We start from the raw sequence: 11,284 nt of genomic DNA on the forward strand, positions 1-11,284 counted from the left end.
CAACTGCCCGTCGCTCTTGCCAAGCTGCTTTGAAATGAGACAATTTCCAAAGCAGCAATGCCTCTTACGCTGCCGTTAAACTAGCAAAGGAGGCTAACACCAAGATGATCGCGCAATTACAATTTGGACATGTAATAGATTGTAAGATAATTATTCGAGAGAATACTGAGCCCTCGCGTGAACTAATTCACAGAAAGGCGCAGGGGTTTGGGGCCGTCCATGGGGACTGCCTGCATGGCACTCGATCCAAGGCCAGTACCAGTCCCGCCAGCTAGCGGCAGAAATGCTGCCTGTCCTGGCCGATTCCACCCGTCAGGCGAAGCTGTCGTACACCGTTGCAGGCCCCAGAATCCGCTAAGCTCAAGGGTGGAGCCTGCATGACTGTCAGAAATCTTGCGGCTACATTACAAATTTGTAGGATTTCGCCGCGACCAGCTTCTTCGCGTTAAGATTCAAGCGTCCTCAGGTGACCCGGCGTATGGACAGAGGTAGCGACTACCACATGCCATACCCCCAGCCAAACTTTCGAACAGCCTGCAACCATGGCGGATTAGGCCAACTCCTTCCTCACACCTTGAGATAAGTTATGCGCGTTCTAGTTGTGGAAGACGAAATTAAAACTGCCGAATATCTTCAGCAGGGCCTATCCGAAAGCGGGTATGTCGTAGATATCGTGCACAACGGTGTAGATGCCCTGCACTTGTTCAACACTAATGTCTATTCGTTGGTCCTGCTGGACGTGAACCTCCCAGGTATCGACGGCTGGGATCTGCTGGAAACCATCCGCAAGAGCAGCCGGGTCCGCATCATCATGCTGACCGCCCGCGGACGCATCAATGACAAGCTCAAGGGCTTGGACGGCGGCGCGGATGACTACCTTGTTAAGCCATTCGAATTCCCTGAGCTGCTTGCACGCATCCGTTCGCTGCAACGCCGTGGTGATGAGTTAGTAGAGAAGAGCTCGCTGAAAATTGCCGACCTAGAACTCGACTCCGTCCGCCATCGCGTTTTCCGCGGTGGCACACGAATCGATCTCACCACCAAGGAATTTGCGCTTTTGCACCTGCTCATGAGCCGAACGGGCGAAGCGCTGACTCGCTCTCAGATCATCTCGTTGGTCTGGGATATGAATTTCGACTGCGACACCAATGTCATCGATGTAGCCATCCGGCGCTTGCGCTCGAAGATCGATGACCCGTTTGAAACCAAGCTCATTCACACGCTTCGTGGCGTTGGGTACGTTTTTGAGGAACGCGCATGAGGCCATTCAGCCTGGCTGCAAAGCTGGGACTAAAAGTTGGATTGATGAGCGCAGCGCTGCTGCTGATGTTCGCTACCTTCGGTTACATGATGGTTGGGCAAGCACTGGATAGAAATGCTCGCATCGATCTCGGCGTCAAAATGGAGGCAATGGCGCACAGCCTTTCCGAAATCACTGATATTGCCGATGTCAGTTCAGATTCGCACAAGCTGGTGGATTTGGTCACAGGCCAGAACAACCTCTACGTAAGCATCTACAGGTCCGCAGAGAGTGAAGATCCTTTACTCACCATCGGTTCCAAACAGATCAATCGAGAGGTTCATAGGTTCCAGGCTGCGGCGCAGACCACGGAATATGAGTGGAGCGACTATAACGGACGCCCCCTGCTCAGTGCTTCTCAGGCCATGACTCTGGGCGATGGTACGGAGGTCGGCGTCTACATGACTGCTGATCAGTCATCCAATGAAGCCCTACTCGATGCGTTGTTAACCTGGGGCCTAATGATGTCCCCTGTCATCCTCGCGTTGATCCTGGCCATTGGTTGGTGGACCGTGCGCAGAGGCCTGCTGCCACTGACCAAGTTCCTCAAGATCGCGTCGAAGATCTCAACCGAGAGCCTCGACCATCGCCTTCCAACTGATGGGATGCCTGCAGAACTCAAGAAGCTCGCCGACGGTATCAACATCATGCTGGCTCGCCTGGATGATGGGGTTCAGCAGCTCTCGCAGTTTTCTGACGACCTTGCTCACGAACTTCGGGCACCGCTCTCCAACCTAATGGGCAAGGCCCAGGTTGCCTTGACCAGAGAACGATCGCTTTCCGAGTACCGGGAGGTTCTAGAGTCGTGCACAGAAGAGCTGGACCGCATGAGCCGCATGGTTTCCGACATGCTGTTCTTGGCCCAGGTCAGTCATCCAGCATCCATGGTGGAGTTCGAACCCGTTTCCTTGGTGGACGAGGTTCAGCGAGTGTGCGATCTCTTCAGCATTTCGGCAGAAGAAGGCGAGATCCAGCTGCAGATCTCTGGCAGTGATGACGTGGTGCGCGGGAACCGCCTGATGGTTCAACGTGCCGTCTCGAATCTGGTCTCGAACGCGATCCGTTACTGCCCTCGCGGCCGCACGGTCTACGTGAAGGTGCAGCATAGTGCGAGCGGTACGACGTTGAGTGTCGGCAACCCCGGCCGCGGTATTGCCAAGGAACACCATGCGCACTTGTTTGAGCGGTTCTACCGTGTGGACAAGAGCCGAGCACGGAGCGAAGGCGGTACCGGTCTTGGCTTGGCCATTGTGCAGTCGATCATGAGCCTGCACCAAGGGTCGGCGAGCGTGGAGGTGACCGAAGAAAACTTCACGTGGTTCCACCTTCACTTTCCCGCAGCCCAGCAAATGCAGCCGGCAATGACCGCCGCTTAAATTGCGCAGACACGATTAGGCCCGTCAATCGACGGGCCTTTTTGTTTGCCTCAATGCATCAGTGCCGGAGGACCACAGGGTCCATGGGCGACCGCAGAATCACCGACTTGATGATCTTCTGCTCGTCAGGATTGGCATTCTTCCACAGGTGGGAGAAGTACTGAGCATTCACTTTCTCTTGAGCACTTACGCTGCCGGCGGCATCGATCAGGCGCATTGTCGAGTAGACACAGATCAGCGCCAGAATGAAGAACGCCGTGGCAACCACCATCACATAACGCTTGGCCAGCACCGGTGCACGCTTGAGCTCCTGGATAGAGGCGTCCGCGGCCTTTGTCGCTGCTGTAAGCTCCGAAATCAGTGGCTGGATGGCGGTTTCGACTCCGCGGCATGCAGCTGAATATGCTGATGCAGCGGCGCGCAAGGCAACTTCTTCCGCATTCGACCAAGCCTTCTCCGCCTTTCGCACCTCCTCCTGAATCTGCCGGCCGACAGCGTCCACCTGTTCCACCAGTTCGTTCGACCTCTCCAGAACAGCGCTGGAGGTGCGCGTCTGCGAGGTCAGCTCGTCGAGTTGGACAGTGAGTTTTTCAGTGCAGCGGCGAAAGTCACCGATAGCAACTGCCCAGGGCTCTATGTCATTCATGGCTATCTCCTAGGGCGGCCAACAACGCCGCGCTGAATTAACGCGCTAGATATCAAAATTGTAATTTAAGACAAAATTCGAAGTCGCCCTCGACAGTGCCGAGATAGACATGATCCTTCCAGATTTGACGATTTAACGCATCCTATCTGCAGCCAAAATTACGGAATTGTAATTATTGACTCACCTTGTCGTTAGCTTCGCGTTCCTAAACTACAAACCAACAAAGGCCGCTAATCAGGTAGGCCTAGTATGAACCGAGGTTCACAATGAAATTTGTCAAGTCTATCGCTATTGGCAGCCTGCTGCTGGGTCTCATGGGTACCGCTTACGCTGAAGGCGGCTTCGAGCGAGCGAAACAGTTCAACGAGAACTTCCGAACCGAACAGGCTCGCCTATGGAGCGATGACTCTTCGGACCAGAACAAACAACAAGTCGCTCAAGAGCAAAAGAAAGAAAGCAAGGATGGTAAGGAACAAGCCGACAATTAATCGGCGGTTAAATAGGACTTCAAATGACGAAAGTAATCGACAAAAAAGCCAGGGTAAAACCTGGCTTTTTTGTGCTTGGAATTTAGCCTTCGTTCTTGCGAGGCGTTTCCGCATTGCTTTCTCCGGCCAGACCCTCGGCACCTTGTGCGGTACGCTTCCAATGGCACAGCAGGAGCTGGCTGGCGTTCGCTTCGGTAATCGATGTGCAAGCTAGATCAGCGGGCAGACCATCCTTGCTGTCTCGCAAGCGCCTGGACAGATAGAACGAGCCATCCTGCGGCCACTTGGCAGGATCCTTGATGTTCTCGGACTTCCCGCTGCTGTAAAACTCCGACGAGTATGAGCGGCGGCCAGGATAGATCAGGGGAGCGGAATGAGCAGACTGCACATTGAGCCAGGCTTGAACCACATCTCGCTGATTCTGAGGTCGCTCCTCTAGTACCCCGGCGTAGATGATGCCCGCACCGATGATTGGCAACACCAATGCGCTCGCAGCGGCAGCCCAGGTGGTCTTCGGGCCAACTTCGCTGACCCGTGCAGACAGCAGCAAGGCCCACGCTGGCAGCGCGGGTAGCAGGTAGGTCCACAGAATGTTGCCTGCAAATGTGAAGAAGACCGGTGTCGCCAAGGCCCACAGCCAGAGGTAGGCTTCGAAGCGCTGCATCGATCCACGCTTGCGGATCAACAGTGGTAGGAACAAGGCCCATGGCAGTAGCGACAATCCGAGCTGGATCCAGATGCTGCCGTACGGCTTGGCATGAGCACTACCATAGAGGTCCCCTGCCCAGTTACTGACGACGTAGCGGCTCCAGTGCTCACCAACGAAGAAGTACTCCATGAAGCCGGGCGTTTTCATTTCGGCCGCGACATACCACGGCACGGATATACCGAACATGAGCACAAGGCCGCTAATCCAGGGAAGCCTCAGTACCCGTCCCCATTCCTTGTAGATAACGAACCAGGCGAATGCCGGCGCCCCCATAAGCACAAGGGTCAGCGGCCCTTTGGCAAGCAAGCCCAGCCCGAGACCTGCGAACATCAGGTAGGCATCCGCCTTGCTGGCGCACTTCATCCAACGCCAGAAACCGTAGCTGGCCAGCAGAATCGAGAACGACAAAACAGGGTCAGTCAGCACAACACCGCTGGAGACCAGGCCAAGTGTGGTGCTGGAAAAAATAATGGCAGCCCAGATGCCGGCGTTACGAGAAATCTGCTGCGTACCGAGTTTGATGATGATGAAACAGCTTGCCAGGTGTAGTAGCCACGCTGGGAAACGCGCAGCGAACTCGTTAACGCCGAAGACCGTCATGCTCGCGGCCTGAGTCCAGAAGGACAACGGAGGCTTGCCCCAGAATGGTACCCCGTAGTCGAACATGGGCGTGATCCAGTCATTCAACTCGACCATCTTGCGAGCCATTTCAGCGTAGCGGGCCTCAGATGTGTCCATCAGCGGGTAGATGCCCAGCCCCACCAAGCGCAATAGCAAAATCGAACCCAGGATCAACCACAGCGTCCTCTCGTTCTTCAGATTCAGCATTTCTTACCCTCGATCGAAGCCATCGAAGGGTGGAGTGACACGGGATCTACCTTGTTGCTGTGCTTCAGGAAATAGAGAGGCCGGCGCTTCACTTCCGCGAGTGTCACGCCCAGGTACTCTCCCACCATGGCGACACCGACGCACATGAATGAAGCCATTCCGACGATCAGGTGATGGATGTCGAAACTGCCTGCCACAAGCGACGCGAGCATGTAGCAGATGCTGGAGACGAATAGTCCGAAACTGATGAGGCTGAAAATGCGCAGCGGTTTGCGAGAGAAGCTGACGATGCTCTCGATGGCCAGATTGAACAGGCCAGATGCATTCCACTTGGTGCTCCCGGCATGGCGAACAGTGCGATTGTAGGGCAGTTCGATAGTACGAAAGCCTACCCAGCCGATCATGCCTTTGAGAATCCTGGAGCGTTCGTCCAGCGCCCGCAGTGCTGCCAGCGGCGCAGGCCCAATCAATCGGAAATCGCTGACATCGGCCGGCATGTCCACCTTCTCCACCAGGCGCTGCATGACCCAGTAGTAAGCCCGGGCACTCATGCGCTTGAACCACGAATCACCGATTCTCAAGTTGCGCTGCATGTTCACTACGTCGTAGCCGCGTTGCCAGTAGTCCACCATGGCCGCGATGAGCTCTGGTGGATCCTGCAGGTCGACATCAATGAAAATCAGCGCACTGCCACGGGCATGATCTATCCCGGCACTCAGTGCAGCCTCTTTACCGAAGTTGCGACTCAGGGACAGGCAACGTACAGATGACCCATCCTGATAGTGGCGAAGAATGTCGGCTGTCCGGTCACTACTGCCGTCGTCGACATAGAGGATTTCGCAGGAGACGGGTAAGCGCTTAACCACGCGGGTGATTCGCTGGTGGAACTCGGGGATGGTTTCCTCTTCCTGGAAGCAAGGGACCACGATGGTTAACAAGGGATCAGGGCGCTCGGGAAAGCGATGTAATGTCTGCATGATTGAATGTCCAAAAACGATGTGCAATGAATCCAAGTGCAGTGAGGCTTAAGGTCACTAGGACTTGGGAGATAAGCGGTGACAGATTCGACTTGATGAGGAACCACATACCCACGCCATTGCCGAAGTTTGTAGCTAACGCGACCAGTGCAAACCTGACAGGCTGAAACTTACGAGAGCCATCTGCCACAAAACAGAGCGCCCTATTTCCAATAAAGCTTGCGATTGCGCCAACCATGCCGCCACAGATACTGGCCAGCAACGGAGTAGCAAATTCTGTCGTAACCAGCACTAGGAACACCACGTAATGGATTCCCGTTGCTATGAAGCCGATCCCCAGATAACGAATTAGTAAGGTAATAAGAGGTGGGTTTTGATTTTCCATGGCCAAAGCCTATGGAGGCAAAGGTGAAAAAACAGTGAACTAAATGTAAATGCTTAATTAGCTGAATCTATATATGATAAGTAATGAGTTGGCGCACTAGACTAGCACGCTACAATATCAGAGGGATTGCCTGAGGATTACGCTTTTGAAATAAAGGCCTGCCAATAACGCACGCATGACCTGTGCATTACAATGTTGTCAAGATAAGGAAATGTCAGACGACATTGAGCTAGATTCCCCGAATGAAGGGGGATCGAATGGTTACACAAAATGAAACATATACAAGCAGCGTTGTTTCTTACAGTCCTGACATATTGGATGATCTGCCAATTGATGATCAGCTGGCCGTAGAGTTTTTCGCAACAGCACGTTGTGCCAGTTTCAAACAGGCTGCCCGAGGGCTCAATGTGCCAGTGGTAGGCCTTCGCAAACGCTTGGAGAAACTGGAAGAGCACATTGGTGCTCCCGTGTTTGTCTACAAGCACAACAAGCTTGCTCTGACCCGGACAGGCGAGAGGGTCAGCCAGTACCTGTGCCAACTCTTCGGCCCTGAAGGCCTGGGCAAGTCTGGTGAAAAGGAGGACTCCAGGCTTACCATCGCGATCACAGAGCCAGTGCTGAGCGACATCGTGAACCGCGATCTAGTCGCCTACGTACGCGATCATGCCGAAATGCGGCTGGAAATCCATTCAGAGTGCACAACGCAGATGCTTTCTGAGTGTGAAGTCGATGTGGGTATCGCTTTCGTGAGCCCAGATGATGAGGGCGCTTTTGATCGCCATCCTACGTATAGGTTTGAACGGCTCGGCCGGATTGGGCACGCGCTGTTCATTTCCAGCCGCTACTCAAGGAGCGTCACCCTTCCTGTGGAGAGCTTGGATTTGCACAACTTCATGCTCGTTGTCCCTTGGGATGAAGAGATCTTGGCGGGCTCACGAAAGTGGGCATCGATAATGTCTGAGCATCAGGGCGGTACCACTCGGGTCAAGAGCTACAACCTATCACGAGGCCTTGTCGTTGGTGGTGCGTGTATTGGAGTGCTGCCCGACTACAGCCGAAAACTGGAGAGAAATATCCTACCCGTGCCGGGTTTCCTGGACGACCTGGAGGAGAAAGATGTCTATCTTGTTATCAAATCGAAATTGATACGTAATCCCCAGGTTTTGGAAATTCGAAGATTGATCAAGAAGAGCTTCTTTGATAAGAAAGACTGGCTTGTTCGGTAACAGTTTTGTTAGGTTTGAAACTCTCCCGTTAACACTTAAGAAACACAACTGTCATATTCGCTTGCAATCTAGTCAGAGTGCTTAGAACAAAGGCATCTTGTTACAGCAGGTGACAACCGTGGCCTGCTCCCATCTGCAAGATCAATTTAGGCCGGCGCAGGGCGAAACACAACGTCGGTACCTAAGCACTTAACATACGAGAGGCAAGCAATGATCCGTTCTTCGAACATGCGGGAAAAGCTGTTGGCTGCCGCAATAATAGGCACATTTTCCTCGCAAGCATTCTCCGGAACAGTAACCACTGACGGAGCTGACATCGTTCTGAAGACCAAGGGCGGTCTTGAAGTATCGACTTCTGACAAGGAATTCAGTTTCAAACTGGGCGGCCGAGTTCAGGCCGATTACGGCCGGTTCGATGGTGTCTTCACCAAGAATGGCGATACCGCTGACGCAGGGTACTTCCGTCGCGCCTACCTTGAGCTCGGCGGCGTGCTGTACCGCGATTGGAAGTATCAGCTCAACTACGACCTTTCCCGCAACACGGGCAACGACTCCGACGGCTACTTCGACGAAGCCAGCCTGACCTACACCGGCTTCAAGCCGGTCCAACTGCGGTTCGGCCGTTTCTATACCGACTTCGGTCTTGAGAAAGCCACAAGTTCGAAGTGGACCACCGCCATGGAGCGGAACCTCTCGTACGACCTGGCGGACTGGATCAACGACAACGCCGGCATGGGTGTACAAGCCACCAGCACCATCGCTGACATGGCTTATGTCTCCGGTAGCGTGTTCAGTGAAACCAACAACAACTCGGATGGCGACAGCACCAAGCGCTACAACGTACGTGGCGTGTTCGCACCACTGCACAGTGATGGCAACGTCCTGCACGTCGGTGCTCAGTACGCTTACCGCGACCTCAAAAACAGTGCGGTCGATACCCGGATTCGTTCGCGTCTGGGCGTTCGCGGTGTAGATACCAATGGCGGCGGCGATGCCGGCACCAACGGTAACCGCATGCTGTTTGGCGGTGCCGCCGCACAAGATGGCCTGTGGAAGGACGATTCGGTCTGGGGTCTCGAAGGTGCCTGGGCCACCGGCCCGTTCTCGGTGCAAGCGGAATACCTTCGCCGCAAGCTGAAAGCTGACCAGGCCAACAACGACATGAAGGCCTCCGGTTACTACGCCCAGATGGCTTACACCCTGACCGGCGAGCCGCGTATCTACAAGCTCGACGGTGCCAAGTTCGACACTATCAAACCAGAGAACAAGGAACTGGGGGCCTGGGAAGTCTTCTACCGCTTTGACGATATCAAGGTCGAAGACGGCAACCTGGTCACCGCAGCGGACCAATCAAACGAGCGCAAGGCCAAGAGCCACACTGTGGGTGTGAACTGGTACGTCAACGAGGCGGTGAAAGTCAGTGCCAACTACATCAACGTGCGTACCGACAATAACGAGAACACCGTGGGCGACGACAGCGGCAATGCCATCGTGACCCGTCTGCAATACGTCTTCTGATCCCTCTCATCAGTCTGACGTGAGAAAGCCGGAAGCGCTGTATGTGCTTCCGGCTTTCCTGTTTCTGACGTGATCAAGCATGGAGCGCCCTCCTCCTACCTGCTTTTGCTTACCGATGACCTCTCTTGCCAACGCTCGGCGAATCTGGTGTGATTGCCGCGTCGGGCTTTGCATGGTGGCCGTGCAAGCAAATCAAACCTGACTCCTACTCATGATTGAACCTGATTCGACGTCCAGCTTCGCGTCTAACGGCCCTACAAGCGCAGCTACCCCAACGTCGCTCTTTAGGGGATAGTCATGTCTGCCAAAAAGCTGCTTCAACCTCTCGCTGCTCAGCTGCACGCCTCGTTTTCGGCTTCTGGCCGCCTGTATTCTCACCAGGACATCCACCAGCTGTTCCACGCGGCCATCGGCTCCGTTGCACCGCAAGTAGCCTCCCAAGACAAGCTCCCAATCCAGGTCAGTCGTGACAACGACACACGGCAGTACAACCTCTACGCGGCGGTCGAGCGTGCGAAAAAGTGCTTGGGATTGACCGATCTTCAAGCAGTCGGTGTGGCAGAAGAGGTCATCGAGGTGCTACGAACCGCGGGAATCGGCGTGAACCAGGTTCGCCTGCTTCTTGACCCCACCTTCACCTCGAAGACTCGCAAAAAGGCCTTCAAAGCCCTCTGCAAGAATCTGGATCTGAACGAGCTCGGCGATCGGTTCGTCCCCAAGACGGCCACGTTGGCCATCGCTGCTGGTATTGCGCCGCCTCCCAACATGTCGTGGAAGGATCGCTTCGCCTTGGCTGCAAATTCCCCTATGCGCGGGCCAAGCGAGCTCATCAGCATGGTGAACCGAGATGAGTGTTATTTGTGGGTATTCCCACCGACTGACCATCATGCGACGGCTCCAGCGACGCATGACCGTTTCTTTGGTGAAAAGACCCATCCGAGCGCAGAAATGGGCATGGGTTTCAGCATCATCGATTCCGGCTGGACCCGCCCCAAGTACCCGCTCGCCAGGCAGTCACAAGAGACCTTCATCCAGTATTCGCTTTCTGCGCCGATGTGGTCCTGGCGCGCACAAAGTGACACCTGGCGCCTGGGAAACATCCTGCGCTCCAGGATCCTTGACGGAGCTCCTTGGCATAACGAGCCTCTGAGCGATGTGTTGCCAGAGGGTTTGAAGTCTCTGCCGCGGATCTATGGGTGCGAAACCTGCCGAACGCTGTTCATCGAGAAACACAGCGGCTATCCGGATGTACCCACTCAGTGCCAGTGCGGGGATGCGAGCAGCACCGATGACCAAAACGAGCCACCTGCTCTCAATAGCTGATTTTCTTTCGGTGGCGGGGCTTTGCCCTCCCCTGAAGGGATTGGCTATGGGAGCGGGATTCGCTCAGCCCAAACCTGAAGGTGCCGCCACCTAACCGAGCGATATGAGCTGAATGCTCGCGGAGTAGATATGCAGAACAGTAAAAACAAACAAGACACCCTGGCGGCGATCAATGCGCTTGTCGAGATTGCGTATGATCAGGGATTTTCGGACGGACACGGAGTCGGCAATCAAGTCGGTTTTGTAGGCGGTGTGATGAGCCTCAAAGCTGCCTTGGCCTGCGGTTTACGGCATGGCTCACCTGAGTGTGGTAAGGCCCTTGAAAGCCTCAAGCGTATCGGTATCGACGAGTGAGTGAATAGCACCGGTCGTGCGCTATCTGCGCCCGCCCGGTGCTTCTACTCCAGGATCAGCTGGCCCACTAATCAAGGCAGCCTTTCTCGCTATTGCAGAGCCTTCATTCAGAATTTCATTTTGAATCCTGATATGGCTGGGCACAAAGCCCAAT

11 protein-coding genes are annotated in these 11,284 nt (G+C 54.7%); 7 read left to right on the forward strand and 4 right to left on the reverse strand.

Going from position 1 to position 11,284, the window contains the following annotated elements; translation table 11 throughout:
* Positions 1-586: 586 nt before the first annotated feature.
* Both BJQ17_RS04375 and BJQ17_RS04380 read left to right on the forward strand, forming a co-directional pair.
* Complete coding sequence (locus BJQ17_RS04375; RefSeq protein ID WP_059183343.1) at positions 587-1,261, forward strand: heavy metal response regulator transcription factor; 675 nt, start codon at positions 587-589, stop codon at positions 1,259-1,261.
* Positions 1,258-2,676, forward strand: a complete 1,419-nt coding sequence (locus BJQ17_RS04380) for a heavy metal sensor histidine kinase (RefSeq protein ID WP_059183344.1) — start codon at positions 1,258-1,260, stop codon at positions 2,674-2,676. The genes BJQ17_RS04375 and BJQ17_RS04380 overlap by 4 nt, the downstream gene beginning before the upstream one ends.
* A gap of 58 nt (positions 2,677-2,734) precedes the next feature.
* Here BJQ17_RS04380 and BJQ17_RS04385 read toward each other — a convergent pair whose 3' ends face one another.
* Entirely contained in the window at positions 2,735-3,322 is a 588-nt protein-coding gene (locus BJQ17_RS04385) for a hypothetical protein (protein ID WP_004576065.1), read from the reverse strand.
* A 266-nt stretch (positions 3,323-3,588) separates the two neighbouring features.
* Here BJQ17_RS04385 and BJQ17_RS04390 point away from each other — a divergent pair, with 266 nt between their 5' ends.
* Positions 3,589-3,810: a hypothetical protein gene (locus tag BJQ17_RS04390; RefSeq protein WP_003253450.1), complete on the forward strand. Its 222-nt coding sequence runs from the start codon at positions 3,589-3,591 to the stop codon at positions 3,808-3,810.
* A gap of 82 nt (positions 3,811-3,892) precedes the next feature.
* Here the strand turns inward: BJQ17_RS04390 and BJQ17_RS04395 are convergent, their stop codons facing one another.
* The 3 genes from BJQ17_RS04395 to BJQ17_RS29650 are packed head-to-tail and all read right to left on the reverse strand — an operon-like array spanning position 3,893 to position 6,709.
* Positions 3,893-5,347, reverse strand: a complete 1,455-nt coding sequence (locus tag BJQ17_RS04395; RefSeq protein WP_004576064.1) for a glycosyltransferase family 39 protein — start codon at positions 5,345-5,347, stop codon at positions 3,893-3,895.
* Complete coding sequence (locus tag BJQ17_RS04400; protein ID WP_033726583.1) at positions 5,341-6,324, reverse strand: glycosyltransferase family 2 protein; 984 nt, start codon at positions 6,322-6,324, stop codon at positions 5,341-5,343. The genes BJQ17_RS04395 and BJQ17_RS04400 overlap by 7 nt, the downstream gene beginning before the upstream one ends.
* A complete protein-coding gene (locus BJQ17_RS29650; RefSeq protein ID WP_004576062.1) occupies positions 6,290-6,709 on the reverse strand; it encodes a GtrA family protein in 420 nt (139 codons plus the stop codon). Before BJQ17_RS29650 ends, BJQ17_RS04400 begins: the two co-directional genes overlap by 35 nt.
* Before the next feature lie 257 nt (positions 6,710-6,966).
* Between BJQ17_RS29650 and BJQ17_RS04405 the strand changes: the two genes are divergently transcribed.
* The 4 genes from BJQ17_RS04405 (at position 6,967) to BJQ17_RS04420 (ending at position 11,130) form a co-directional block, all read left to right on the forward strand.
* Positions 6,967-7,935, forward strand: a complete 969-nt coding sequence (locus BJQ17_RS04405; RefSeq protein WP_059184118.1) for a LysR family transcriptional regulator — start codon at positions 6,967-6,969, stop codon at positions 7,933-7,935.
* A gap of 210 nt (positions 7,936-8,145) precedes the next feature.
* Positions 8,146-9,453: an OprO/OprP family phosphate-selective porin gene (locus tag BJQ17_RS04410; RefSeq protein ID WP_009395904.1), complete on the forward strand. Its 1,308-nt coding sequence runs from the start codon at positions 8,146-8,148 to the stop codon at positions 9,451-9,453.
* 297 nt (positions 9,454-9,750) lie between these two features.
* Entirely contained in the window at positions 9,751-10,776 is a 1,026-nt protein-coding gene (locus BJQ17_RS04415; protein ID WP_059183345.1) for a hypothetical protein, read from the forward strand.
* Positions 10,777-10,905: 129 nt separating this feature from the next.
* Complete coding sequence (locus BJQ17_RS04420; RefSeq protein ID WP_059183346.1) at positions 10,906-11,130, forward strand: hypothetical protein; 225 nt, start codon at positions 10,906-10,908, stop codon at positions 11,128-11,130.
* Positions 11,131-11,284 lie beyond the last annotated feature (154 nt).

Source organism: Pseudomonas sp. NBRC 111139, from assembly GCF_001753955.1.
GTDB lineage: Bacteria > Pseudomonadota > Gammaproteobacteria > Pseudomonadales > Pseudomonadaceae > Aquipseudomonas > Aquipseudomonas alloputida.

What these genes read in the sequence shown, in the direction of transcription:
- BJQ17_RS04375 (WP_059183343.1), top strand. Translation starts at nt 587, where the DNA reads ATGCGCGTTCTAGTTGTGGAAGACGAAATTAAAACTGCCGAATATCTT.
- BJQ17_RS04380 (WP_059183344.1), top strand. Translation starts at nt 1,258, where the DNA reads ATGAGGCCATTCAGCCTGGCTGCAAAGCTGGGACTAAAAGTTGGATTG.
- BJQ17_RS04385 (WP_004576065.1), bottom strand. Translation starts at nt 3,322, where the DNA reads ATGAATGACATAGAGCCCTGGGCAGTTGCTATCGGTGACTTTCGCCGC.
- BJQ17_RS04390 (WP_003253450.1), top strand. Translation starts at nt 3,589, where the DNA reads ATGAAATTTGTCAAGTCTATCGCTATTGGCAGCCTGCTGCTGGGTCTC.
- BJQ17_RS04395 (WP_004576064.1), bottom strand. Translation starts at nt 5,347, where the DNA reads ATGCTGAATCTGAAGAACGAGAGGACGCTGTGGTTGATCCTGGGTTCG.
- BJQ17_RS04400 (WP_033726583.1), bottom strand. Translation starts at nt 6,324, where the DNA reads ATGCAGACATTACATCGCTTTCCCGAGCGCCCTGATCCCTTGTTAACC.
- BJQ17_RS29650 (WP_004576062.1), bottom strand. Translation starts at nt 6,709, where the DNA reads ATGGAAAATCAAAACCCACCTCTTATTACCTTACTAATTCGTTATCTG.
- BJQ17_RS04405 (WP_059184118.1), top strand. Translation starts at nt 6,967, where the DNA reads ATGGTTACACAAAATGAAACATATACAAGCAGCGTTGTTTCTTACAGT.
- BJQ17_RS04410 (WP_009395904.1), top strand. Translation starts at nt 8,146, where the DNA reads ATGATCCGTTCTTCGAACATGCGGGAAAAGCTGTTGGCTGCCGCAATA.
- BJQ17_RS04415 (WP_059183345.1), top strand. Translation starts at nt 9,751, where the DNA reads ATGTCTGCCAAAAAGCTGCTTCAACCTCTCGCTGCTCAGCTGCACGCC.
- BJQ17_RS04420 (WP_059183346.1), top strand. Translation starts at nt 10,906, where the DNA reads ATGCAGAACAGTAAAAACAAACAAGACACCCTGGCGGCGATCAATGCG.